This window comes from Bacteroides sp. ZJ-18 (genome assembly GCF_011038705.2).
GTDB lineage: Bacteria > Bacteroidota > Bacteroidia > Bacteroidales > Bacteroidaceae > Bacteroides > Bacteroides hominis.
Genome location: NZ_CP072198.1, coordinates 2,014,790 through 2,041,400, shown reverse-complemented (window position 1 = coordinate 2,041,400; position 26,611 = coordinate 2,014,790). Strand labels below are relative to the sequence as shown.

The window sequence follows — 26,611 nt, the reverse complement described above, 5'->3', positions numbered from 1 at the left end:
CCTTCTATACTAAAAGAGGGTGGAGAATGTAAATCCTCCGCCCTCTCTATTTGAAAAGCTTTCGCTAAAGCAAACTTGCACTATATTCAGTCTTCTTTCTTTGCAGCTGTCTTCTTTGTTGCAGGTTTCTTTGCTGCTGCCTTTTTAGGAGCAGTAGCTTTGGGTTCCGCTTTTGCTTTGGTAGCTTTTGCTGCCTTTGCTTCCAGTTTATCAACCTCCTTATGCAACTCGGCAATTTCTTCTCCCTGATTCTTGATCGTTGTCAACAATGAATTCAACTCTTCATTGTCAATATCTTCAGGATAGAGAGAATTTACACGCTTAATGAAATCACCCAAAATATTCATATAGTTGGTAAACGCATCATAAGGAGAATCATAAATACCACGATTCAACCCTACACCGGTATTCTTGGTAGTCATAAAGCGGAAGTTATTGCTGGCCTGCAGATAATCCCAATCTTGCTTGATACGGCGATCATCACAGAGATGTACACGCTCGGCCACACTATATAACTTATTGAAAGCTTCACGCTGCAGGACATTACCCAACCAGCTGCTGGTATCTCTTTCTTCATCCACCCATGACATCGGATATGGTACGTCCAATTGAGAAACTGATTTCAATTTTGAAACAATCTCCGATGGGGTAGAGAAAGTAATTCCTTTTTCTTTTGCACAATACGGAAGAGCTTTCAGGAATTCCAAGATATTGGATGATAACGGCTGAGCCAGCCCCAGTGCCTTCAGTTCCATAAAGATATTGATAACTTGTTCTTCTTGCGGCAAAGCATCGATCCAACCAATATATTTATCAGCGAATAACGGATACTCGCTCCAATCGGAATTAGAGAAGCGCAGGCTGATATCATCGGACAACTTAAAATCTCTCAACAGCAGTTTCAGGCTGGGAGCCTGATTGCAATGGTATACATAATGCGGGCTCTTCCAACCCAATATGTGTTTAGCGCCTTCAGTCAGCATACCTTTGAAACCCATGCTTGCTACCGTAGCTCCTATTTCATCCGAATAGATCAGACTGGAATTGCGGAACACTTTCGGTGCTTTACCAAACATCTGTTTCATCTTGTCGCTCTGACGCATCACTTCTTCACGGAAACAGTCTTCATTGGCCAATGATGATAACCCATGGGAATATGGCTCGGCCAAAAATTCGCAGCAGCCTGTATCGTTTAATACATGTAACAAGTCAATTACAGCAGGTGCATGAATTTCGAGTTGTTCCAATGCTACTCCCGAAATAGAAAGAGCTACTTTAAAGGCCCCCCCGGAATTCTTCACCATTTCAATCAATGCATTGAGAGCCGGAATATAAGAACGTTCGGCAACCTCATTTATACCTGTCTCATTGGCATAATCATCATAATAGTAATGATCGGCACCAATGTCGAAGAAGCGGTAACGTTTCAGATGAATAATTTGATGTATCTCAAAATAAAGACAGATTGTTCTCATATCTATATTGTTTTATTGTTTTCCATAATTTTTTATAACCTCGTCGTAGATGCCGCGAACTTTGTAGCCTACGTTCTCCCACTTAATTTCATCCACCTCTTTCTTACCTTCATCACGGAGATACTCGTACATAGCCGGATAGGTACAGATAGAATAGATAGCATCCGCCATAGCATGTATATCCCAGTAATCGGTCTTAATACACTTTTCCAGAATCTCGGCACAACCGGATTGTTTGGAAATGATGCTTGGCACACTACACTGCATAGCCTCTAACGGAGAGATACCAAAAGGTTCGGATACCGAAGGCATAATGTATACATCACTGGCTTTTAGTACCTCGTATACTTGTTTTCCTTTCATAAATCCCGGGAAGTGGAAACGGTCCGCAATCCCCCTTTCAGCAGCCAGACGAATCATCTGATCCATCATATCACCGCTACCGGCCATCACAAAACGTACATTCCGCGTACGCTTCAACACCATTGCAGCTGCCTCCACAAAATATTCCGGTCCTTTCTGCATCGTGATACGTCCCAGAAAAGTGACAACCTTTTCTTTCGGATTCTTATTGGGTACGATATCCTGTATCTCTTGTGATAAAGGAGAGACTGCATTGTGCACTGTCGACACTTTCTTCGGGTCTTGGAAGTATTTATGAATCACCGTCTGACGAGTCAGTTCACTCACACACATGATATGATCGGCATGATCCATACCATTTTTTTCGATGGCATATACAGTTGGATTCACATTGCCACGACTACGGTCGAAATCGGTAGCATGTACATGAATCACCAATGGTTTACCCGATACCTGTTTTGCATGTATTCCTGCCGGATAAGTTAACCAGTCATGTGAGTGGATGATTTCAAACTCCTGCTGGCGTGCTATTACTCCTGCCACAATCGAGTAGTTATTGATTTCTTCGTGCAGGTTATCCGGATAACGCCCAGAAAACTCAATACATCCCAGATCGTTTGCATTCAGATAATTGAAATCAGCATAAATATGATCGCGCAGGTCAAAATATAACTGGGGATCCATGTACGAACCGACACGTCCTTTCACATAATCCCAATCTACATTCCTCCACACAATCGGTGTACTATTCATACCGATTATTCTCAGGAAACTTTGGTCTTCATCCCCCCAAGGTTTGGGAATACAGAACGTAATCTCCATATCCTCTTGTTGAGACATCCCTTTCGTCAAACCATAGCTGGCAGTTCCTAAACCTCCTAAGATATGCGGGGGGAACTCCCATCCAAACATTAAAACTTTCATCTTCGTCCCTCCTCCTATAAATTATATTTAGACAACAGCTTCAAGATACGCAAAATCTCTGCCACATTCATTGCAAACGATACCGCTCCTCTACCTTTGAAAGGCGGGTTTCCATCAAACAACTCAGGCAGTGAACCAACGCAATGGCTGGTCATCTCGTCTTCAAAGCCGATTAACTGGCGTTCTACAAACGAGATACCGCTCATCTTATAGATTCGCAGATAAGCCTCCATGTAGAACCCCATCAACCACGGCCAAGCCGTACCTTGATGATAAGCATAGTCTCTCTGGATCTGAGGACCCACATAATTCGGATTATATCCGCCGCTCTTCGGACTCAATGTTCGGAGTCCCTTCGGAGTAAGTAATTCCTTCGTCACAATATCGAGTACCTGTTTTTTCTGTACCCGGTCAAGAGGAGAATAATCGAAGGCAACCGTAAATATCATGTTGGGACGTACGCTCCAGTCCATCATATTTCCGTCTACATAATCCAACAGATAACCATATTCATTGCGGAATACTTCCACAAACGATTTTCCAGTTACTTCAGCCTGTGCATCCAGCGAGTCGGCCAACAGTCCGTTACCACCCTCGCGAACTAAATCGGCAATAAACCGCAAAGCATTATACCACAAAGCATTTATCTCTACAATATAACCCGTGCGTGGAATAACCGGACGCCCGTTAACCGTGGAGTTCATCCATGTGATCGCCCTATCTGCACCATTGGCATAAAGCAACCCGTTTTCGTGCAGGAACAGATTATCATGTTTACGCTGACGAATAAAATCAATGATTTCTTCTAACAAAGAACCATATTTGACACGACATTGTTCACGACTTGTCTCCTTTGCATATTGCTGCAAGGCCCATACAGCCCACAACAATACATCCGGATCATCCATCTCGTATATCTTACAGTCAATCGGTTCACCTTTAATATAGTTGCCAATCGCTTTACGGGCTGTCTCCATCACATCTTCAAATTCATCTGTCTCGTCCACAGCAAGCGTCAATCCCGGCAAAGCCACGAACATATCGCGGGCACGGCATTTAAACCAGGGATATCCGGCCAGAATATAATGGTCATCTTCCTGCTTATTATGGAATTGATGGGCAGAATTCTTCAAACAGTGATAGAAGCTATCACGCGGCGTACGGTCGGCCACTTCCGCATCAAAAGTTTGCTTTAGTCGACGTGGAGAAATTTCTGAAATACCGGCAGAGAAAATAATACTCTCTCCTTTCTTTATATCAACTTCGAAATATCCGGGAACATAAAGGTCTTCATTGAAGTCATATCCTCTCTCTTGTTCTTTCGGATATTCAATTCCTCTATACCAATTCGGATCAAAGTGGAATTCATTCTTCTTATTCAATTGCATGAACAGTTCCGGATATCCGGGATACATACAAGTTTTAATGCCGTTCTCTACCAATTGATAGTCACGGCTCGCCTGCGAATTCTCGTGTGTATATTCGCGTACACTACGGAAAGCGAGGAACGGGCGGAAGCGAAGAGTGGTAGCAGAGTGTGCATCGACCAAGGTGTAACGGATCAGGATCCGATTCTCATGATGTACAAAGATTTTTTCTTTACGAAGTATGACTCCTCCCACACGGTAAGTTGTTGCCGGAATATGTTCGCAGTCAAACTCACGGATATACTTATGCCCATTCGGACTAAAGTGATTTCCTTGATACTTATGCAATCCCAGGTTAAACTCCGCACCGTGTTGAATTACCGTTTCATCCAAAGAAGACAGCAGCACATGATTTTCATCGTCCAGATTGGGTACGGGAATCACCAGCAATCCATGATATTTGCGTGTGTTACAATCTACAATCGTTGTACAATGATAAGCTCCTGATTTATTCGTCCGGAGAATCTCCCTTGGTAAAGATTCCTCAAGATTTATCATCAGAGTCTTGTCAAAATGTAAATAACTCATAGTTGTGCATTATTTAAAGGTTAATTATTTCGGTTATCATAGTATATAATATAAGTATGATGCCCAAAAATACGAATTAAAGGTAAAAAACAAAATAAAAAGGAACTTTATTTTTTATTTTCAAGGCAAATATTCGTAGCATTGTATAAAATTTAAAGAAATATGCCAATATGAAGTCAGATGTTCGACGAATCCTGATAGCGATGGTGCTTCCTATGTTCCTAATTTTTATCCTTTATACAATAAAAGTTTTAGAGGTGGGCATGGACTGGGACTTTACCAGATTAGGAGTATACCCATTGTCAAAAAAAGGGATGTTTGGTATTTTCGCGCATCCTCTTATACACAGTGGCTTCAAACATTTACTGGCCAACACTTTACCTCTATTCTTCCTTTCATGGTGTCTTTTTTATTTTTACAGGAGCATTGCACCTCTGATTTTTTTTATCATCTGGATAGGATGCGGAACCATCACGTTCCTTATCGGTAAGCCCGGTTGGCATATCGGGGCCAGCGGCATTATTTACGGTTTGGCTTTTTTTCTTTTCTTCAGCGGACTCTTACGAAAATATGTCCCCCTGATCGCGATCTCTCTTTTAGTAACCTTCCTCTATGGTGGACTGGTGTGGAATATGCTTCCTTATTTCGCGCCATCGGGTACTTCGTGGGAGGGACATCTGAGTGGAGCTGTCACCGGTACCATCTGTGCCCTTGCTTTTATGAATCATGGTCCACAAAAGCCTGAACCATTCGCAAATGAAGAGGAAGAGGAGGAGGTTGCCAATGAAACAAATGAAACCGATAACGACGAAATCAATAGCGACGAAACGGACCAAAAAGACACAGAGTGTGAAAAAGAATAGTTTTTCACCTCGGTTTCTACAACAGATTAATGGGGATACCTATTACTTCTGTAATGCAGCAATCAATAATGTGATATTGGCGGTAAACAATCTGACAGAAATAGCCAACAGAATGATACCAAAGAATTTACGAATAATATAGATGCCTCCCTTGCCCAAAAAGCGTTCCACACGTCCTGTCATACTGACAACGAAATACACCCACAACATATTCAGGATCAAAGCGATCACAATATTGATACTGGCATATTCGGCCCGCAAAGAAAGCAATGTAGTAAATGCACCGGCACCTGCCAGCAGAGGGAATACCAAAGGTACAAGCGTAGCCTCTTTTATCGGTCCCTGGTTCTTAAAGATTTCCACATCCAGAATCATCTCCAAAGACATCAGGAAGATAACAAATGCTCCCGCCACGGCAAAGGACTCAATATCAACATGGAACAGTTTCAGCATAAAGTCACCGGCATAAAAAAAGCCAATCATTAATGCAAACGAAATAACGGTCGCTTTCGTGGCATTCACATCTTTTCCCTTCTCCTTCAGATTGATGATAATAGGAATAGAACCAATAATATCAATCACAGCAAAAAGCACGATAAACGCACTGACCATCTGTTGAAAATTAAAGTTTGCAAACATGACTTCCTCCTTTTTCCCGCAAATATACTTCATTTTTATGCATCTCGCAAGAGATTGTTTTAGGTAATCACTACCATCTTTAAGAAATAATAAAAAAAACAAAAAGAAGGGGAAGATGGTTTCAGTCAACCCCTATTATCGTTACATTTGCCTTCAAATTAGAAGATTACGATATATGGAAACCATGTTCGACACCTTGTTACAACTCCCCCTGTTTCAGGGACTTTGTCATGAGGATTTCACAAATATATTAGAAAAAGTAAAACTTCATTTCACCCGTCATAAAGCAGGAGAACCGTTGATAAAAAGTGGTGAAGTATGTGACCAGTTACTTTTTTTGCTAAAAGGTAAGCTCTCTTCCGTCACCGTATCGGAAGACGAGACACTGACTGTCATAGAGTATTTCGAAGCTCCTGCCGTATTGGAACCTTACTCCATGTTTGGAATGAACACCCGGTATATATCTACCTACATTCCTCATAATGAAGAAGCACAAATGGTAAGCATCAGCAAATCATTCGTTATGGGTGAATTGTTCAAATACGATATTTTCCGCCTCAACTATATGAATATCGTCAGCAATCGTGCACAGAACCTTTACACTCGTTTGTGGGATAGAGCTCCCAAGGACATTGAAGATAAAATAATACGTTTCATATTGGCCCATATCGAAAGAATGACAGGTGAAAAACTGTTTAAAGTGAAAATGGATGATCTGGCACGCATACTGGATGATACTCGCCTGAACGTATCAAAAGCCCTCAACGGATTGCAGGAATTAAATCTGCTGGAACTCCACCGGAAAGAAATCCGCATACCCGACTTAGCACTCCTGACAGAGTGGAACGAAAAACGATAAAGAGTCGGTGCCAATCCCTCTATCAGTCGTTTGGTCCCACCTTTGTCATTACCCTCACACTATCCTTGCGAACAGTTGCTCTACAGGCATTGTGCTCCGACAAACGATAAACCACGATTTGCCTGTCGAGTCTCTGAAAAACGAGTCCCGATCCTTCTAAAACCTTCTCCATCACTCTTTGGATAGGTTCTTCCGAAACACAAATACTTATTTCCTTATGAATCTCGGTGTCTATATCGCAAGCCCACGCAAAGACAAAATCACTCTTTTGCTCGATTTCATCAAAAACCCGGATGATCGGCACACGTCTCAGATTAAAAGAAAATTTCCAGTCCGGCATCTTAACATCCTCTGACGATAAAGCTGCCCCATTACAGCACATAATGAAAATAAAGCCAAACAATACTCTATATTTTATTCTCTGTTTATCAATGTTTTCAGTTCTTACTATACGTTCTCTTTTCATGCTTTGTTCCAGTTGTTATAATACTAATTTCAGGCCATTGCATCCCTTCCCGGAGGGCATAACCATGCTTCCCGGCTCTGATATGTAGTCGTGTGTGTAAGTTAGAGGAAGGATATCACTCTATCCTTTTTGTGGGGGTTGTGTGTGTGCGTGTGTCATAGTGTTCAGTGTCATTCCATAGGCTCTACCATTTTATGGGTTCTCAGATATAAAAATAGTCCGCTCTTCTTTCCTGTAATCAGTAGAATACAGCAATGATATAGTCGTCAATACATTATCAATATTATCGGATAAATAGATCTTTCCCGAACATCTCTTACCGGTCAGTTGCTTCTTGTCACCGAAGTTAAACGACAGATTATAATATCGTCCTATCCGATTCAGTACATCCACCATATTGGCATCATCCAATTCCAGATAACCTTCCTTCCAACAGGTATATCTGGAGGCACTAACTTTTCTTTTTTCACATTGCTTCCCATCGTAGAGCACTTTTTCATTTGCTTTCATGCGTATCTCAGGACCGGACTCCGGCCGAAATCCGACTATGCCGTCCACAAGTACACACGAAGGAACCGCCTCGTCTTCATAAGCCGATACATTAAATCGGGTGCCATATACCTGCACATCGAAATGTGCCGTATGCACTATGAAAGGCTTTTTGCTATCTGCGGCTACTTCGGCATACATTTCGCCTTTCAGGCTCACTTCCCTCTTCTCTCCCGAGAAATGGGTAGGAAACTTAAGAACAGAACCGGAATTCAACCAGATTTCTGTTCCGTCCTCCAGCTTCACCTTCGACCGTTTACCGTAAGGAACCACCAACTTATTGACCTCATTCTGTTCCATCCTGATCTTTTCTTGCCCGCTGTTGGGGTGGTAGACCATGGCTGATCCATCCTTACTTAAGAGCAGGTGTACATTTTGCCGGAACGAAGTTATACTGTCGCCACTTACCAGACGGATATCTTCTGATTTCAAAGGTTGCCATACAATCTCCGCTTTTTGTTCAGTAACAGGCGTTACCGGTTCCACTCTCTCATAACGATTCAAATAAGAAATGATTCCTAATGCAATAACGATGCACACGGATATACCATAATAAGCGCCCCTCCTGATGGTTCGTTTCCGTCGCAACATGCGCAGAGAAGCATGGATCCGCTGACGAAGACGCTCATGATCATCTTTCGAGAGGCGCTCCCTGTTCATCCGAACGCTCTTGAATTTTAACCACTGGAAGAATTTCTCTTCATCTTTCAAAGGATCAATATGTCTGCTATCCCGCTTCGTTTTTTCCATTCAGAATAGGTGCTTAAAGAGTTTAATAACACTATTGTCTGCATAGAACACGAACGGGCACAGGTTTCATACCCACTTTTCCCGAATAAAATTTAAATTGGTGCCTTATTTAACCAACATTAATAGAAAGCAAGAGATAGAAGAGCACTAACGTATTATTGTGCTTCAGTTTAAGTAAGGTCCGATAGAGCAGTTTACGACAAGCAGGAACACTGATTTGCATGATCTCCGCAATTTCCTCATAGGAACATTCCTGCATGTAGCGTAAATAAATAATCTCGCGTTGGCGTTCGGTCAGCACACTCAGAATTTCATCGACTTTCTGTGACACTTCCGCCTGTTCTTCCGCCGCGATCATTTCATCCTCCACGGTGATTTTGATTCTGTATGGAAGTTCATCGGTAATCTCACCGGTAAGAACCTCCGAATAGTTCCGTTTAAGCTTATAGGTGTCAATCAATTGGTTTCGCAGGGCACGCAACAAGTAAAATTTAGGATTCTGTATCTCCTGAACATCCTTCTCACGAATACATACCCTGCAAAACACGTCATGAATGGCATCCATCGCTGCCTGTTTATCAAACCCGAATCCTAAAGCATACGAAAACAAGTCGTCGACATAGTCTTTATACAGACTATCAACCGTATGTTTCGTTCTCTCTTTTTCTTCCAGGTTTTCTTTTTTTGGCAGCATTGTATAAAGTTTGTAAATGATAAATTTAGCTTTTCAGAGCCTGTATGATATCTTCCAGCAGGTCATCAGTCCGTTCCAGCCCCACCGAAAGGCGAATGTTTTTCTGACTGATGTCCATATCCCGGCGCTGCTCCTCGGTAAACGAACCGTAGATTGTGCTTGCCGGATGGATAGCTAACGTTTTATTATCAAATAAGTTCGTGGCCCTACGTATGATTCTCAACCGATTTATGAAACGAAAACATATTTCACGCGATGGAAGGTCGAACGTCAACATCGCGCCCGGAAGAGAACCAAACTGCCGGATACTTAATTCATAAAACGGATTGGTCTCCAAGCCGGTATAATTCACCGACTCAACCTCCGGCAGTTCTTGCAAACACCGTGCCAGTTTCAAACATGTTTCCGCCTGCCGGGCAAACCGGACTTCCATTGTTTCAAGCCCGAGTGTCTGCATATAAGCTACCTGGGGAGTCATGTATGCTCCGAGATTACGATGAATCTCCCTACGGAGTTTGGCGGTAAAAGCCTCCTTCCCGGTATCTGTACTCAAAGCTGCCAACTTACCGGAATGCCCCCAATCAAAGGTGCCATAGTCAATTATCAGTCCTCCAATGCAGGTAGCACCTCCCGAAATATATTTCGTACTGGACACAATCTCAATATCGACTCCGAAATCCGCCGCACGAAACACATGGAAAGGAACCGCCGTTGTATCTGCCAGCAATGGTACTCCGGCACTATGGACAATACCGGCAAGGGCTTTCAAATCGGCCACTTCCAGCTGCGGATTGGTAATAACCTCCAGAAAAAGCGCACAAGTATTTTCATCGATCTGCCTCTCCACTTCTTCAAGGCATGTCAGGTCACAGAAACGTACTTCTACCCCAAAAGCTCCTAACGTACTTTTCAGGAATGAATAGGTATTGCCGAATAAATGCGCCGAAGCCACGATATTAGCTCCTGCACTTGCCAAAGTGATCAGAGCATTGCTGATGGCAGCCATTCCGGAATTCAACGCCGTCACGCTCAGCGCACCGGTCACAGCCTGTACACGTTGCTCGAAGTACTGCACCGTAGGGTTTGTAATTCGTGAATAAGCATGTCCGGCTGTCCGTCCACAGAAAGCAGCTTCCATCTCTTCAGCAGTTTCAAATTCATAAGCAGCAGTATGATATACCGGCATGGAAAGAGAATGATATGCATCCTCTTTCTCAAAAGGAGTATGCAGTATTTGTGTCTCGAAACTATTTTTTTTCATCCTGAAAGTCTTTTTATATAAATTCCACAAATTATGCTATTGTGTCATGCTTCTTCCCGTATGCCTGCTTTATCTGATCCAGTGCCTGCTTCAGCACACTCCGCGGACAAGCCACGTTAAGACGCATAAATCCTTCTCCCTCTTTACCAAACATTGCACCATCGTTCAGTGCCAGATGTGCATCATCAACAAAGAAACTTACTAATTCTTTCTGCGACAGTCCCAGTTCGCGACAGTCCAGGAAAATCAAGTAAGAAGCCTGGGGACGAATCATCCGTATTGCAGGGATATTCGCTTTCAGATACTCGTCCGTAAAATCAATATTTCCCTGAATGTATTCCAACACCTGATCCAACCACTCCGTTCCATTACTATAAGCAGCGGCCACTCCAAGATAAGCAAACAAATGTCCTTCACTGAACTCACTGGCCTCCATATACGTCTGGAAACGACGACGAATGTCTTCATCCTCTATGATACAGTACGAACTGGCAAGTCCAGGCATATTGAAAGCTTTACTGGGCGACATAAACACGAGTGAATTCCGACGGGCTTTCTCCGATACCAACGCAAAAGTGGGATGCGTATATCCGGGCAATGTCAGGTCGGCATGGATTTCGTCCGAAATGACCAAAACCTGATTATCATAACAGATTTCCGCAATCTCAGCCAACTCTTCCCGGGTCCATACACGTCCTCCCGGATTATGCGGATTACTAAGGATCAGTATTTTGCATCCTTTCACATCGGTACGGAAACGTTCGAAATCGATCTGATACTGTCCATCTTCCAAAACCAACGGGCTATAGACCACTTCCCGATGATTATGTTCCGTTACCAGAAAAAACGGATGGTAGACAGGAGGCATCACCATCACCCGATCGCCCGGAACAGTGAAACATTGCAAAGCAAAAGCCAGTCCACGCACAATTCCCGGAGTAAATGTCAGCATCTCCCGGGTAATATTCCACCCATGGCGTTCCTTCTGCCAATTGATAATGGATGTATACCAGGCTTCGCAGGCAAAAGTGTATCCCAACACTTCATGATCCAACCGGCGACGGATAGCTTCTATCACAAAAGGTGGAGTACGGAAATCCATGTCGGCCACCCACATCGGAAGCAGGTCATTTCGTCCCCAACGTTCCGGCACTGCGTCATACTTTACCGAGTCTGTCCCCCGGCGTTCTATCACTTCATCAAAGTTATACTTCATAAGGGTTCTCTTTTTAAGTTCAGCCTGCAAATGTACAATTCATCTGTTTCATAATGAAACCAAATGAGCTATTTTAGCAGACAGCAGTTAAAATTTACCATCATTGTGCTATTCAGTTACTCTATATCAGGCTTTTTCAGTACATTTGTGCTCCATTAAAGAAAAGACGTATGATAAAAGCCCTGTTTTTTGATATAGACGGGACGTTGGTTAGTTTCAACACGCACGAAATTCCTTCGTCTGCCCTCTCGGCCATAACCGAAGCCAAAGCTAAAGGAATTAAGATTTTCATTGCTACCGGACGTCCGAAAGCGATTATTAACAACCTGTCGGCCCTCCAGAAACAAAGTTTGATAGACGGTTACATCACCATGAACGGAGGATACTGCTTTGTAGGAGATGAAGTGATTTACAAACATTCCATCCCGGCAGAAGATGTCAAGACACTTGCTGCCCTTTCGGACGAGAAAGGTTTTCCCTGCATCTTTGTCGCCGAACATACCGTAGCCGTCTGCAACCCCAACGAACTGGTAAACCAAATTTTCCACGAGTTCCTGCATGTAGACATCCTGCCCGTTCAGACTACTGCCGAAGCTACCCAAACCGAGATTTTCCAGATGACCCCGTTCATCACCACCGAAGACGAAAAAAACATATTGCCTTTACTCCCGCACTGCGAGTCCGGACGTTGGTTTCCGGCATTCACAGATGTTGTGGCAAAAGGTATCCGTAAGCAAAAAGGGATAGACGAAATCATCCGCCATTTCGGCATCCGCCTGGAAGAGACAATGGCATTCGGCGACGGAGGCAACGACATCAGCATGCTGCGCCATGCAGCCATCGGAGTGGCCATGGGCAATGCAAACGACGAAGTCAAAGAGGCAGCCGATTATGTGACTGCATCGGTGGACGAAGACGGCATACAAAAAGCATTAAAACATTTCGGTATCATCTGACGTGGAATTTACTATAGACACCGGCAATAAAGAATTTCAGGATGCACTGAACCTGATTCAGTACACCCGGCAATCGGTTTTCCTCACCGGAAAAGCGGGGACGGGTAAATCGACTTTCCTGAAGTATATCTGCAAGAACACCAAGAAAAAGCATATCGTACTGGCCCCCACCGGCATCGCCGCCATTAATGCCGGTGGCAGTACTTTACACAGTTTCTTCAAGCTCCCCTTCCATCCATTGCTGCCCGACGACCCCAACCTAAGCTTGCAACGGGGACGTATCCACGAATTCTTCAAGTATACCAAGCCCCATCGGAAACTGTTGGAACAGGTAGAGTTGGTCATTATCGACGAGATATCGATGGTGCGGGCAGATATGATTGATGCCGTAGACCGCATCCTGCGAGTATACAGCCGCAACCTGCGTGACCCATTCGGCGGGAAACAGGTTTTACTGGTGGGCGATGTATTCCAGCTGGAACCGGTGATCAAAGGAGACGAACGAGAAATTATCAACCGCTTCTATCCCACTCCTTACTTTTTTTCGGCACGGGTTTTCAACGAAATAGAGTTGGTATCCATCGAATTGCAAAAGGTATACCGACAGTCGGACGCGGTTTTTGTCAGCGTACTCGATCACATTCGCAGCGGAGCTGCCGGAGCTGCCGACCTTCAGTTGCTCAATACCCGTTATGGCGCTCCCATCGATGCCTCGGAAGAGGATATGTACATCACCCTTGCCACCCGTCGCGATACGGTGGAAACCATCAATGACCGACGGCTTGCCGAACTCCCCGGAGATCCGGTAGTATTCGAAGGCGAAATCAACGGAGATTTTCCCGAAAGCAGCCTGCCGACATCCAAGGACCTGACTTTGAAACCCGGAGCACAGATCATCTTTATCAAGAACGATTTTGAACGCCGCTGGGTGAACGGGACCATCGGTGTAGTAAGCGGAATCGATAACGACGGTATCATCTATGTCATCACCGATGACGGTAAAGAGTGCGATGTCCACCGTGAATCATGGCGAAACATTCGCTATAAGTACAATGAAGAAAAGAAAGAGATCGAAGAAGAAGAGTTAGGCACCTTCACTCAATATCCCATTCGGCTGGCATGGGCCATCACCGTACACAAAAGTCAGGGATTGACCTTCAGTCGCGTAGTTATCGACTTCACCGGCGGAGTGTTCGCCGGAGGACAGGCATACGTAGCTCTCAGCCGTTGCACCTCGCTCGAGGGCATTCAATTAAAAAAGCCTGTCAGCCGTGCCGACATCTTTGTCCGTCCCGAAATCGTAAGTTTTTCCGGAAGGTTCAACAACCGGCAAGCTATTGACAAAGCTCTGAAACAGGCACAAGCCGATGTGCAATATGCCGCAGCTGCCCGTGCTTTCGACAAAGGAGATTTCGAAGCGTGTCTTGAACAGTTTTTCTTGGCCATCCACTCCCGTTACGACATAGAGAAGCCTACCGCCCGGAGACTGATCCGCCGGAAACTGGGTGTCATCAACCTGTTGCGTGAACAGAAAAGGAAGTTACAGGAACAAATGACCGCACAGCAAAAAAGTCTGCAAAAGTATGCACGGGAATATCTGCTGATGGGCAACGAATGCATCACCCAGGCACATGATATCCGGGCTGCACTGGCCAATTACGACAAAGCAATCGAACTGTATCCCGAATACACCGATGCATGGATACGGAAAGGAATCACACTTTTCAACGAGAAAGAGTTCTTTGATGCCGAGAGTTGCCTGAACCGGGCAGTCAGTCTTCGTCCGACAGATTTCAAGGCACTCTACAACCGGGGCAAACTCCGTCTGAAAACAGAGAATACGGAAGGCGCCTTGGCCGATCTCGACAAAGCAACCACCTTGAAACCGGAACATCCGGGTGCACACGAACTTTTTGGAGATGCACTGCTGAAGGTGGGGAAAGAGACAGAAGCGGCCATACAATGGCGAATCGCAGAGGAATTACGAAAAAAGAAGAAATAAGATAAGTTCATTTCTTAAATGGTCTTGAAGTCGATTCACCACAGAGTAACACGGAACTTCACAGAGTTTTAATCTTTTATTATAGGTACTTAAATTTTCTGTGAGACTCCGTGTTACTCTGTGGTGAGCTTAACTTGCTCCTATCCAAACATAATCCATCATCACCTTGGACTTCTCGTCTTTTATTATTAACTTTGTTATCACTATCAACCTAACAACCAGTGCAATTATGAAAAAAGGACTCAAAATTACAGCAATCGTCATCGGTGTCATCCTGATACTGATGTTACTCCTTCCTTTTGCCTTCCGCAGCAAAATTGAAGGTATCGTAAAAACCGAAGGAAACAAAATGCTGAACGCCCGGTTCGATTTCAGTAGCCTCGACATCAGCCTGTTCCGTAATTTCCCGAAAGCTTCCGTTACCCTAAACGATTTTTGGCTGAAAGGAACAGGAGTGTTTGAAAACGACACGCTGGTGAAAGCCGGTGAAGTTACTGCCGCCATTAACCTGTTTTCACTCTTCGGAGACAGCGGATACGATGTTTCCAAAGTATCTGTCACAGATACCTGGCTACATGCCATCGTACTTCCTGACGGCAAAGCCAACTGGGATATCATGAAACCCGATTCAGCCACCGTCAGCGAGACATCGGAGAGCAGCGAATCTTCTCCCTTCCGGATTAAACTTCAGCGCTTTGTTATCAAGAACATGAATGTGGTGTATGACGACCGACAGTCCGCCATGTATGCCGACATACACAATTTCAATGCGCTTTGCTCGGGCGACCTGGGCAGCGACCAGACTTTGCTCAATTTAGAAGCAGAGACCGAAGCCCTGACTTATAAGATGAATGGCATTCCCTTCCTCTCACAAGCCAACATCTATGCCAAAATGGATGTGGACGCTGACCTCGTACATCACAAATTCACACTGAAAAAGAATGAATTTCGCCTCAACGCCATTAAGGCAGGCATCGACGGATGGGTAGAACTGAAAGATCCTGCCATTGACATGGACCTGAAGCTCAATACCAGCGAAGTGGGCTTTAAGGAAATTCTGTCCCTGATACCAGCCATCTACTCCAAAGAATTCAAGAATCTGAAAACAGACGGAACCGCTACCCTCGAAGCCACGGCAAAAGGAGTATTGCAAGGTGATACCGTCCCCCGGTTCGATGTGCGGTTATCAGTAAAGAATGCCATGTTCCGTTATCCGTCCCTGCCGGCAGGAGTCGACCAGATCAACATTGACGCACAAGTACGTAACCCGGGAGGTAATATCGACCTGACAGAAATCAACATTCGTCCTTTCAGCTTCCGTCTGGCAAACAACCCGTTTAGCCTGACTGCCGATATAAAGACACCGGTCAGCGATCCGGACTTTACAGCCGAAGCAAAGGGAGTGCTTAATTTAGGAATGATCAAGCAAGTATACCCGTTGGACGATATGGAACTGAATGGCACCATTCGTGCGGATATGAAGATGGGCGGACGCCTTTCGTACATCGAAAAAGAGCAATATGACCGTTTCTCCGCATCGGGTACCATCGCCCTTAGCGACATGAAACTAAAAATGAAAGAGATACCTGATGTAGAAATCAGACAATCACTGTTCACTTTCACTCCGAAATATCTGCAACTCAGTGAGACCACAGTAGTTATTGGCAAGAACGACCTTACCGCCGACAGCCGGTTCGAAAATTACATGGGTTATGCTCTGAAAGGCACTACATTGAAAGGTACATTGAATGTCCGGTCGAACCATCTCAATCTGAACGACTTTATGACAGCCTCAACCGATACTACCACCCAAACGGCACAGGCAGTTTCGCCCGATGAAGCAGCCAGCCTGATAGAGGTTCCACGCAATATCGATTTCCAGATGGATGCCAACCTGAAAGAGGTATTGTTCGACAAGATGGCCTTTACGAATATGAATGGAAAACTGGTTGTAAAAGACGGAAAAGTGGATATGAAAAACTTGTCGATGAACACCATGGGAGGCAAGGTTATTATGAACGGATATTATTCTACCGCCGACTTAAAAAAACCAGAGATGAATGCAGGGTTCCGCCTGGAGGGACTCAGCTTTGCACAAGCCTACAAAGAATTGAATATGGTACAGCAAATGGCTCCTATTTTCGAGAATCTGAAAGGAAACTTCTCCGGCAACATGCATGTGCAGACTTTGCTCGACAACCGGATGGAGCCCGTCATGGATACGATGCAAGGCAATGGCAGCCTTTCGACCAAAGACCTTAGCCTCAGCGGTGTAAAGGTCATCGACCAGATAGCCGATGCCGTGAAGAAGCCTGAACTCAAAGAAATGAAAGTGAAGGACATGACGCTGGACTTCACCATCAAGGAGGGAAGGGTGTCTACCGAACCGTTCGACATTAAGTTAGGAGACTATGTGATGAACCTTTCAGGAAGTACGGGACTTGACCAGACCATCGACTACTCGGGAAAAATCAAGCTACCGGCATCAGCGGGTGATATTGCCAAACTGACTACACTCGACCTGAAAATAGGGGGCACTTTCTCTTCGCCCAAAGTTTCACTGGATACGAAAAGCATGACCAACCAGGCAGTGGAAGCAGTCACAGATAAGGCAATCAGCGAAATAGGGAAAAAACTGGGACTGGATTCGGCAACTACGGCCAATAAAGATTCCGTGAAGGAAAAAGTAAAGGAAAAAGCCGTAGAAAAAGCACTTGATTTCTTAAAAAAGAAGATTAAATAACGAACAATTATGATACTCAAACTTTACGAGAAAAACAATAATCCCCAGGACCTGCAACGGATTGTGGACCTGCTGAATGACGGGGGACTGATTATCTATCCCACGGATACCATGTATGCCATTGGTTGCCACGGCCTGAAGGAACGTGCCATCGAGCGCATCTGCCGGATTAAGGAAATAGACCCAAAGAAAAACAATCTCTCTATCATCTGCTACGACCTGAGCAGTATCAGCGAATATGCCAAGGTAGACAATAACATCTTCAAACTGATGAAACGCAACCTGCCCGGTCCCTTCACCTTTATTCTGAACGGAACGAACCGGTTGCCTAAAATCTTCCGTAACCGGAAGGAAGTGGGTATCCGTATGCCGGACAACCACATCATCCGGGAGATCGCGCGTCTGCTGGATGCTCCGATCATGACCACTACCCTGCCTCATGACGAACACGAAGACATAGAGTATATCACTGACCCGGAGCTGATAGACGAGAAGTTCGGTGACCAGGTAGATCTTGTGATCGACGGAGGAATCGGCGGAATCGAACCTTCGACCATCGTAAACTGTACTGAGGGAGAGGTAACCATCGTCCGGCAAGGCAAAGGGGAACTGGAAGAAGCCTGACCCAGGCAAACAATTTTCAAATACACGGTGTTAATATATAAAACCTAAACAATAGTATTTGATTATGAAGAAAGTATTATTCCTTGCATTAGTACTGGCCATTGCCACCGCATGCACCCAAACAAAGGAGTCGTATCTGGACGGCTTCAAGCTTTTTGTCGAAAACGTACAAAAAAACGCCCAGGACTATACAAAAGCCGACTGGGAAAAAGCTGACGAGCAATTTACGAAGCTAAAAGACAGTTATAACAAATTCAGTGAGCAAATGACCTCGAACGAAAAGGACGAGATAGTAAAACTGGAATCCACTTATACCGCCCTGAAGCTGAAGAAAATAGGCAATGACTTGAAAGAAGGTGCCAAAGACGCTTTTGAGAAAGCCAAAGACACAGCGAAGGATGCAGCAAAAGATGTGAAAGAAGGTACCCAAAAAGCTGTGAAGAAAGGCGAGAAAGCAATGGAAGGGATCAAAGACGGTCTGAAAGATTAGCCCCGCCCAACCGGGCTTCATGTATCAGACCGATAAAAAGAAGAGGATAGGCCGAAAAAACGATTGACCTATCCTCTTCTTTATTTTTATGCTTATGTATTACTTCAGCAACGATTGCGGATCGAGATGATCTGCTTCGATGTCCTTGAAGTAACGGTAAGTACCTACTTTCAGTTCGGCAGTAGCAGCATCGTCACAAACGATGATACCCTTCTCGTGCATCTGTAACGCACTGATAGTCCACATCTGAGTAATAGCACCTTCTACGGCATGATACAATGCACGTGCTTTGTTGTGGCCGTTTACGATAATCATCACCTCACGGGCAGAAAGCACAGTACCTACTCCGACTGTCAACGAAGTTTTGGGAACCTTGTTGATATCATTATCGAAGAAGCGGGAGTTAGCGATAATCGTATCCGTAGTCAGTGTCTTCTGACGAGTGCGAGAGCTCAGTGAAGAACCCGGTTCGTTGAAAGCGATGTGACCGTCGGGACCAATACCTCCCATAAACAGGTCGATACCACCATACGATTTGATCTTCTCTTCATAACGTGCACATTCAGCATCCAGATCGGCAGCATTCCCATTCAGAATGTTCGTGTTCTCCGGTTTGATGTCGATATGGCTGAAGAAGTTGTTCCACATAAAAGAATAGTAGCTTTCCGGATGTTCCTTCGGCAGTCCCACATATTCGTCCATGTTGAAAGTAACAACGTTCTGGAACGATACGATTCCTTTTTTATTCAGGTCGATCAGTGCCTTATACATACCCAGAGGAGATGATCCGGTGGGGCAACCCAATACGAAAGGTTTTTCCGGAGTAGGATTGGCAGCTTTGATCTTAGCAGCAACATAATGTGCTGCCCATTGAGAAACGGACTGATAGTCCGGCTGAATGATTAGTCTCATGTTCGATTGTTTTTATCAGGTTAATAAATTAGGGGTAACTTATACTCTGTCTTTTTTTAAACGGTCGGCCATGGCACGTGCCAGATTCTCACACTGTTGATAGGTGATATCATTCATGGCCTGTTTCATCTCTACAGGGTCACCAACCAGTTCGAATTTACTTTTTTCGGCAAACTCGGCCATGCGTTTCACGGCGGCACCGGCCCATGTGAACGAGCCGAAATAGCCCAGATAACGTCCTTTCAACTCACGTACCAGTATTTTGGACAAAAGCGACTCTATTTCCGGGAAAATCTGGTTGCTGTAAGTCGGGCTACCGACAATCAATCCTTTGTAACGGAAGATATCGGCAAGGATATAAGAAGGATTGCTCTTGCTGACGTTGTGCATCACGATGTTTTTAATGCCCTGGGCCGACAGTTCGGCAGCAATGGCCTCCGCCATCTGTTCGGTATTGCCATACATGCTTCCGTAAGCAATCACCACACCTTCGTCTGCATCGTAACGGCTCAGTTTATCGTAAATGCCTACCACCTTAGTGATATTTTCAGTCCATACCGGACCGTGTGTAGAGCAAATGGTCGAAATGGGAAGTCCTCCCAGTTTTTGCAAAGCTTTCTGTACGGGCGAACCGTATTTTCCGACGATATTGGAATAATAACGCACCATTTCGCCCCAATAGTGATCGATGTTCATACGTGTATCCACAAACCCGCCATCCAGCGTACCGAAGCAGCCGAACCCATCACCGGAGAAGAGTACACCATCCGTTTCGTCGAATGTCATCATTGTTTCCGGCCAATGCACCATCGGAGTAAGGTAAAAACGCAGTTTATGACGTCCGAGAGCAAGGAAATCACCATCTTTTATCAGATATTGCTCGCCGGTCACACCATAGAAGCCTTCGATCATTCCGAAAGTCTGCTTATTGCCAACGATTACAATGTCGGGATAGTGCTGTTTAATCAATCGGATAGAACCTGAATGGTCCGGTTCCATGTGATTTATAATCAAATAGTTGATAGGACGGTCGCCTATGATACTTCTAATTTTACGAAGATATACTTCGAAATAGCAAATATCCACTGTATCGATCAGTGCCACCATTTCATCATCAATCAGATAAGAGTTATATGAAACTCCATAGGGTAAAGGCCACATTCCCTCAAAGAGGTGCCTGTTACGGTCGTTAACTCCCACATAATGAACGTTTCCTTTAATTCTTGTTTTCTGTTCCATTCTATATTTTAGTTTAATTAATTACGGGGCACGAGTAACAACACCCAACGGCACTCTAAACTTGCAACTCGTAACTCGCAACTCATTCGCTTCGCAAAAATAGTTCTTTTTTTCTAAACCCAGTATGCCTTTCCCTGATAAGCACCTCTTTCTTTCATTCTTTTTTGCACGCGGGCTGTAAATTCATAATTCTTCAATCCCCAGTCGGGTGCAATCAAGAGTTCTTTAGGTGATTGTGAAACAAAACGTTCGAGTATCAGGTCAGGACGCAGATGTTCCACATAATCGATTACCAGATCGATATACTCGTCGACACTAAAGAGATGAAAATCTTCGGGATGGAGTTCAAACTCACGTGCCATTTTCGTGCCACGTATCAGCTGCAACTGATGCATTTTGAGAGTGGTCAGGGGCAAACGTGACAACTCTGCCGCCTGAACAATGATCTCTTCGCGGCTCTCTCCCGGAAGACCGAGAATGACGTGTCCCCCGGTTAAAATACCACACGCTGCGGTCCGGTGGACAGCTTCTACCGTATCGGCATAGGTATGCCCCCGGTTAATGCGTTTGAGTGTAGCATCCCGGGTGGTTTCAATGCCATACTCCACCAAAAGGAAAGAGTGTTTATTCAGCTCTTCCAGATAATGCAGCAGAGGATCCGGCATGCAATCGGGACGTGTACCGATGACCAACCCCACTACACCATCTACGCTCAGAGCTTCTTCGTATTTCCGTTTCAGTCCTTCAAGTTCGGCATAAGTATTGGTATAAGCCTGAAAATAGGCCAGATATTTCATATCCGGATATTTATGGGCAAAGAACTGCTTCCCCTCTTCAAGTTGCCGGGTGACGGATTTCTCCGTTTTGCAGTATTCGGGATTGAATGTCTGGTTATTACAATATGTACAGCCTCCCAGCCCCTTCGTTCCGTCCCGGTTGGGACATGTAAAACCCGCATTGAGAGATATCTTCTGCACCTTGTAAGGAAAATATTTTTTCAGAAAGAAAGTAAACTCGTTGTATAAAGGCATCGGAGCCGATTCAGTCATAGAATATTATATTTTTGCAATTAGTGCAAATATAATAAATCTATTCCGGCTACCGGTCCTTTCTCCATAAGATTTTTATGAAAGGGTGTAGCCATCCGGAGGAAAGGGTGTAGCCCCGGGCACAAAAGGGTGTAGCCATCCGCTTCGTATGGCTACACCCTTCCGTTTATTCCCAGATAGGAGTTATTATAGCTCCAGCCGTTCTTTCAGCAGCTTATATCCGGAATTACTCACTTTCAGCTTGACCCCATTTTTCAGTAAGAGTTGATAGTTCTCTTTCCCGAAGAGTTCCACCCGTGATATTTGTGTCACGTTTACTATCGTAGAGCGATGTACGCGCACAAATCCGGCCGACGGCAGATGGGCATCGAAGTACTTCATCGTCTGCTCTTTGACATATTGTCCCGAAGGGGTCACTAATGTGACGTAATCGCCACATGCCTGTATGTACAGCAATTCGTCGGTACAGATCAGGTGAATATGCGTACCGTCTTTCACCGTGATGCGGTCAATGCATTCCGCCTCTTCCGACGACGCTTTCTCTTCGCGGCATCCGGCCTGCTTCAGTTCTTCACGAAGGGCTTCTTCTCTTGAAACAGCCTCTTCTAATATCTCCTCCTGAACAGTGCTCAACGACTGTAAACGATACCACAACATCATCACTCCCCAAGCCAATGCTCCGAACAGTATGCGGAAAGGGAACGTCTCTCCGAAAGACGCATAGACTTGTCCCAGGTTCTGTTCCATCACATATTGCACGGCAAAGCCTCCCGCCAGCCAAAAAAGCAGCGCCAGGGCGGCTATCAGCAGATCTGTTTGCAATATGGAGACGAGGCCGATGACATACCATGCCAGATAGGCCAGGAGGCAAAGCAAACCGACGGATAAAAAGCCGTCTATTGCAGCCGGAAGCGTGTCGGCCCCGGCATAGCCCCAAAGTAATGCTGTTTGTATCCCTGCTGCGGCACCGGCCAATATCAATGCCGTCATCCACCGTCGGGAAGATTCTTGTATAGGATGTATATCCATGTTTTATTTTCAACTTTTTATTTCAATACCTCCGAATGTCAAGTCGCCCCGGATGACCAATATCCGGTTCTGGTCGATAACACCTCCACCAAAACGTTTGTCTTGACATCCGCCCAGGCAGGTGTTACACCGAAACACTACTTTCCAATCGGAAGGCACATAAATTTCTATTCCACCAAATGTACAATCAATATCGAGAAACGTTTCACCTTCGGGAAGGGTCGTACGCCGCAGGTCAATAATCGTCCCGCCAAACGAATTCTGTATCGTCCCGCCTTTAAAGAATTCATCGAGCACCACTTGTCTGATACCGCTGAAGGTATTCTCCGAGTGAAGCACTCCATCCGTAGAGTTATATTGGCTGCTGGCAAAGTTTCCCCTCCGCATCCGTTCGTGCCGGGCACGTTTCGGCCTGAATAAAAAAGCGAGTCCAATAACAATCAATATAATCGGGAAAAGAGTGATATGGACTCCCGCCGGAAACCATCCCAGATGCGGGCTTATTAAATAGGCCCCGATGCCAACCAGAATCAATCCCCGCAGAATCTGACGGCGCAGCATCAGGTATACTCCCAAGAGAATCAGAAGCATTTGCCAGGACACCAATAGGTCAAACAGGGCATAAGTAATCCATCCCAGATTACGGGCCAGTAGAAGCACTCCTGCCGTTATAAAAATAAAGGCAATAAAAAACTTACCGTATCTCCGAGCGGGAGATGAAAACTCTTTCTTTTCCATATATCATTTCATTGTTAATTATTTCATTTAATCTTCGTCCACAAAGATAGGTCATTTGCCACCACCCGGAAAGGCTTTTTCGTCAATAACGGTAGCAAAACCGATGAAAGGGGGATAACTCCCGACAAATCCGGAATCATTTCTCACCGATTGCGCACGATCTGAACTGATATATTCATATATCTTTTTTTGTTAGTATTTATTATATGGCCCACCAATCGACTTCAGTCAGTTTTTCGAACACGCTCAAACACCCATGAATAAAGGGATACAGCACTGTTTGAGAGGTGGCTCGGAGGCTGGCCCACTTTCCGTGTCTCCAACGTCCGGGACGGAGCCTCCGTTTCTGCTCTCCGGAGGCTCTGTCTGTACCCGGAAGAGCCTCTGCCCGGAGCCAACAGAGGCTCTGTTTTTTTCGTTTCCGAACGCTATTTCACAGATATTTTAACCCTCTCGTTTTGAAGGCTCACCGTTTATCCTTACCTTTGCCGGCACTATAGAAACAACCTAAAAATCATCTAAAGCCAATGAAAAGAAAATTCATTTTTCTGTTTTTCTGTCTGTGCTGCCTTGCCGGCTTCGCACAAGGAGGCAAAGCGCTCGACCTGAAAGAGATCAACTCAGGCAAGTTCAGTCCCGAAAACATCTATGGTGTGGTTCCCATGCCGGACGGCGAACACTACACACAAAGAAATGCCGAAGGCACACAAATCGTGAAATATTCCTTCCGCACGGGTGAACCGGTGGAAGTGGTATTCGATGTGGCCAAAGCTCGCGAATGTCCTTTCAAGAAATTCGACAGCTATCAGTTTTCACCGGACGGATCAAAAATTCTGATTGCAACGGAAACAACCCCTATCTACCGTCACTCTTATACGGCAGTCCACTATCTGTATCCGGTGAAACGGAACGATAAAGGGGTTACTACCAACAATATCGTAGAAAAACTCTCGGACGGCGGCCCGCAGCAAGCTCCGGTATTCTCACCGGACGGCAATCTGGTGGCATTTGTCCGCGACAATAACATCTTCCTGGTGAAGCTCCTGTATGGCAACAGCGAATCGCAGGTGACGGAAGACGGCAAACTGAACAGCGTGCTGAACGGTATTCCCGATTGGGTATATGAAGAAGAGTTCGGTTTCAACCGTGCCCTGGAGTTCAATGCCGACAATACCATGCTGGCTTATGTCCGCTTCGACGAGTCGGAAGTGCCATCATACACCTTCCCGCTGTTTGCCGGCGAGGCTCCACGCAACAATGCGTTGCAGGACTACCCGGGCGAGTATACGTACAAATATCCCAAGGCAGGTTATCCCAACTCTAAGGTATCGGTACATACGTTCGACATCAAATCAAAAGTGACCCGTCAGGTAAAACTGCCGATAGATGCCGATGGTTATATCCCACGCATCCGTTTCACACAAGATCCGAACAAACTGGCCATCATGACACTGAACCGTCATCAAAACCGCTTCGACATGTATTTTGCCGATCCCCGCAGTACAGTATGCAAGCTGGCTTTACGTGATGAATCTCCTTATTACATCAACGAGAACGTATTCGACAACATCCGGTTCTATCCGGACAATTTCAGTTTTGTAAGCGACAAGAGCGGATATCCGCACCTGTACTGGTATAGCATGAACGGCAACCTGATTAAGCAGGTGACCAGCGGCAATTATGAAGTAAAAAGCTTCATCGGATGGAATCCGGATACCAACGAGTTCTATTACACCAGCAACGAAGAGAGTCCGATGCGCCAGGCTGTATACAAGATAGACCGTAAAGGCAAGAAGGTGAAACTGAGCAATCAGCAAGGAACCAACAGCCCGATCTTCAGCAGTTCGATGAAATATTTTATGAACAAGTTTACCAGCCTCGATACTCCGATGCTGATTACACTGAATGACAATACGGGTAAAGTATTGAAAACTCTGGTGACCAATGATAAACTGAAAGAAAAGTTAGCCGGATATGCCATACCGCAAAAGGAATTCTTCACTTTCAAGACCACAGAAGGAGTAGACCTGAACGGATGGATGATGAAACCTGTGAACTTCGATCCCTCAAAACGCTATCCGGTACTGATGTTCCAGTATAGCGGTCCGGGTTCGCAACAGGTTCTGGACAAATGGGGAATCAGCTGGGAAACATACATGGCAAGTCTTGGCTACGTAGTGGCTTGTGTGGACGGTCGCGGCACAGGAGGTCGTGGAAGCGAATTCCAGAAGTGCACCTATCTGAACCTGGGCGTAAAAGAGGCAAAAGACCAAGTGGAAGCTGCCAAATATCTGGGTGGCCTGCCTTATGTGGACAAAGGACGCATCGGCATCTGGGGATGGAGCTTCGGCGGATACATGACCATCATGAGTATGAGCGAAGGTACACCGGTATTTAAAGCCGGAGTCGCTGTTGCCGCACCTACAGACTGGAAATATTACGATACTGTATATACCGAACGCTTCATGCGTACTCCGAAAGAAAATGCCGAAGGCTACAAAGCTGCCTCAGCATTCAGCCGTGCAGACAACTTGCATGGAAACCTGCTTTTGGTACACGGTATGGCAGATGACAACGTTCACTTCCAGAACTGTACCGAATATGCCGAACACCTGGTACAGCTTGGAAAACAGTTCGACATGCAGGTATATACCAACCGGAATCACGGCATTTATGGCGGAAATACCCGAAACCATCTGTATACGAGGTTAACGAACTTTTTCCTGAACAATTTATAAGAAACCGCTTCAGGAGGCTGTATCAAAAGCCTTTTCACCACGGAGTAACACAGAGTAGCACAGAGTTTTTTTACTAA

Annotated in this window: 22 protein-coding genes; 8 read left to right on the top strand and 14 right to left on the bottom strand. The window is 45.2% G+C overall.

Going from position 1 to position 26,611, the window contains the following annotated elements; genetic code table 11:
• Positions 1-86 precede the first annotated feature (86 nt).
• Genes G7Y45_RS08035 through G7Y45_RS08025 form a run of 3 tightly spaced genes read right to left on the bottom strand, consistent with a single transcriptional unit; the run spans position 87 to position 4,717 of the window.
• On the bottom strand, positions 87-1,475 hold the full coding sequence (locus G7Y45_RS08035) for a glycoside hydrolase family 57 protein (RefSeq protein WP_022012383.1): 1,389 nt from the start codon (positions 1,473-1,475) through the stop codon (positions 87-89).
• Positions 1,476-1,487: 12 nt separating this feature from the next.
• Positions 1,488-2,762 carry a glycosyltransferase family 4 protein gene (locus tag G7Y45_RS08030; protein WP_005775735.1) on the bottom strand — a complete coding sequence of 425 codons (1,275 nt, stop codon included), beginning with the start codon at positions 2,760-2,762 and terminating at the stop codon, positions 1,488-1,490.
• A gap of 14 nt (positions 2,763-2,776) precedes the next feature.
• On the bottom strand, positions 2,777-4,717 hold the full coding sequence (locus G7Y45_RS08025) for a glycogen debranching enzyme N-terminal domain-containing protein (RefSeq protein WP_005810067.1): 1,941 nt from the start codon (positions 4,715-4,717) through the stop codon (positions 2,777-2,779).
• Positions 4,718-4,887: 170 nt separating this feature from the next.
• Here G7Y45_RS08025 and G7Y45_RS08020 point away from each other — a divergent pair, with 170 nt between their 5' ends.
• Positions 4,888-5,580 (top strand): rhomboid family intramembrane serine protease, encoded by a 693-nt coding sequence (locus G7Y45_RS08020; protein ID WP_032542820.1) that lies wholly within the window; start codon positions 4,888-4,890, stop codon positions 5,578-5,580.
• A 42-nt stretch (positions 5,581-5,622) separates the two neighbouring features.
• Here the strand turns inward: G7Y45_RS08020 and G7Y45_RS08015 are convergent, their stop codons facing one another.
• On the bottom strand, positions 5,623-6,219 hold the full coding sequence (locus G7Y45_RS08015) for a MarC family protein (RefSeq protein WP_005775732.1): 597 nt from the start codon (positions 6,217-6,219) through the stop codon (positions 5,623-5,625).
• Between the two features lie 115 nt (positions 6,220-6,334).
• Between G7Y45_RS08015 and G7Y45_RS08010 the strand changes: the two genes are divergently transcribed.
• Positions 6,335-7,078 (top strand): Crp/Fnr family transcriptional regulator, encoded by a 744-nt coding sequence (locus tag G7Y45_RS08010; protein WP_005810071.1) that lies wholly within the window; start codon positions 6,335-6,337, stop codon positions 7,076-7,078.
• Positions 7,079-7,100: 22 nt separating this feature from the next.
• Here the strand turns inward: G7Y45_RS08010 and G7Y45_RS08005 are convergent, their stop codons facing one another.
• The 5 genes from G7Y45_RS08005 to G7Y45_RS07985 all read right to left on the bottom strand — a co-directional run bounded on the left by G7Y45_RS08005 (position 7,101) and on the right by G7Y45_RS07985 (position 12,014).
• Positions 7,101-7,544 (bottom strand): STN domain-containing protein, encoded by a 444-nt coding sequence (locus G7Y45_RS08005; RefSeq protein WP_032542818.1) that lies wholly within the window; start codon positions 7,542-7,544, stop codon positions 7,101-7,103.
• Between the two features lie 192 nt (positions 7,545-7,736).
• On the bottom strand, positions 7,737-8,843 hold the full coding sequence (locus tag G7Y45_RS08000) for a FecR family protein (protein ID WP_032531795.1): 1,107 nt from the start codon (positions 8,841-8,843) through the stop codon (positions 7,737-7,739).
• 109 nt (positions 8,844-8,952) lie between these two features.
• Positions 8,953-9,537: an RNA polymerase sigma factor gene (locus tag G7Y45_RS07995; protein WP_005810078.1), complete on the bottom strand. Its 585-nt coding sequence runs from the start codon at positions 9,535-9,537 to the stop codon at positions 8,953-8,955.
• Between the two features lie 25 nt (positions 9,538-9,562).
• Positions 9,563-10,798, bottom strand: coding sequence for a PLP-dependent transferase (locus G7Y45_RS07990; RefSeq protein WP_165017374.1), 1,236 nt, complete (start codon positions 10,796-10,798; stop codon positions 9,563-9,565).
• 31 nt (positions 10,799-10,829) lie between these two features.
• Positions 10,830-12,014, bottom strand: a complete 1,185-nt coding sequence (locus G7Y45_RS07985; RefSeq protein ID WP_165017377.1) for a MalY/PatB family protein — start codon at positions 12,012-12,014, stop codon at positions 10,830-10,832.
• Between the two features lie 170 nt (positions 12,015-12,184).
• Here G7Y45_RS07985 and G7Y45_RS07980 point away from each other — a divergent pair, with 170 nt between their 5' ends.
• From G7Y45_RS07980 to G7Y45_RS07960, 5 genes are all read left to right on the top strand, one after another.
• Positions 12,185-12,970, top strand: coding sequence for a Cof-type HAD-IIB family hydrolase (locus G7Y45_RS07980; protein WP_005775725.1), 786 nt, complete (start codon positions 12,185-12,187; stop codon positions 12,968-12,970).
• Position 12,971: 1 nt separating this feature from the next.
• Positions 12,972-14,972, top strand: a complete 2,001-nt coding sequence (locus G7Y45_RS07975) for an AAA family ATPase (RefSeq protein ID WP_005810088.1) — start codon at positions 12,972-12,974, stop codon at positions 14,970-14,972.
• A 229-nt stretch (positions 14,973-15,201) separates the two neighbouring features.
• The gene (locus G7Y45_RS07970) at positions 15,202-17,715 is read left to right on the top strand and encodes an AsmA-like C-terminal region-containing protein (protein ID WP_165017380.1); all 2,514 of its coding nucleotides are present in this window, start codon (positions 15,202-15,204) and stop codon (positions 17,713-17,715) included.
• A gap of 9 nt (positions 17,716-17,724) precedes the next feature.
• The gene (locus tag G7Y45_RS07965) at positions 17,725-18,339 is read left to right on the top strand and encodes an L-threonylcarbamoyladenylate synthase (protein WP_165017383.1); all 615 of its coding nucleotides are present in this window, start codon (positions 17,725-17,727) and stop codon (positions 18,337-18,339) included.
• Positions 18,340-18,403: 64 nt separating this feature from the next.
• A complete protein-coding gene (locus G7Y45_RS07960; protein ID WP_165017386.1) occupies positions 18,404-18,829 on the top strand; it encodes a DUF6565 domain-containing protein in 426 nt (141 codons plus the stop codon).
• Between the two features lie 99 nt (positions 18,830-18,928).
• Here G7Y45_RS07960 and nagB read toward each other — a convergent pair whose 3' ends face one another.
• The 5 genes from nagB to G7Y45_RS07935 form a co-directional block, all read right to left on the bottom strand.
• On the bottom strand, positions 18,929-19,741 hold the full coding sequence (gene nagB, locus G7Y45_RS07955) for a glucosamine-6-phosphate deaminase (RefSeq protein WP_005775719.1): 813 nt from the start codon (positions 19,739-19,741) through the stop codon (positions 18,929-18,931).
• 39 nt (positions 19,742-19,780) lie between these two features.
• Positions 19,781-20,980 (bottom strand): FprA family A-type flavoprotein, encoded by a 1,200-nt coding sequence (locus G7Y45_RS07950; protein WP_005775718.1) that lies wholly within the window; start codon positions 20,978-20,980, stop codon positions 19,781-19,783.
• 113 nt (positions 20,981-21,093) lie between these two features.
• Entirely contained in the window at positions 21,094-22,029 is a 936-nt protein-coding gene (locus tag G7Y45_RS07945) for a TIGR01212 family radical SAM protein (protein ID WP_022012376.1), read from the bottom strand.
• A gap of 186 nt (positions 22,030-22,215) precedes the next feature.
• Positions 22,216-23,058: a LytTR family DNA-binding domain-containing protein gene (locus G7Y45_RS07940; RefSeq protein ID WP_165017389.1), complete on the bottom strand. Its 843-nt coding sequence runs from the start codon at positions 23,056-23,058 to the stop codon at positions 22,216-22,218.
• 9 nt (positions 23,059-23,067) lie between these two features.
• Positions 23,068-23,796, bottom strand: a complete 729-nt coding sequence (locus G7Y45_RS07935; RefSeq protein WP_005810098.1) for a LiaI-LiaF-like domain-containing protein — start codon at positions 23,794-23,796, stop codon at positions 23,068-23,070.
• A 527-nt stretch (positions 23,797-24,323) separates the two neighbouring features.
• Here G7Y45_RS07935 and G7Y45_RS07930 point away from each other — a divergent pair.
• On the top strand, positions 24,324-26,534 hold the full coding sequence (locus tag G7Y45_RS07930) for a S9 family peptidase (RefSeq protein ID WP_005810100.1): 2,211 nt from the start codon (positions 24,324-24,326) through the stop codon (positions 26,532-26,534).
• Positions 26,535-26,611 lie beyond the last annotated feature (77 nt).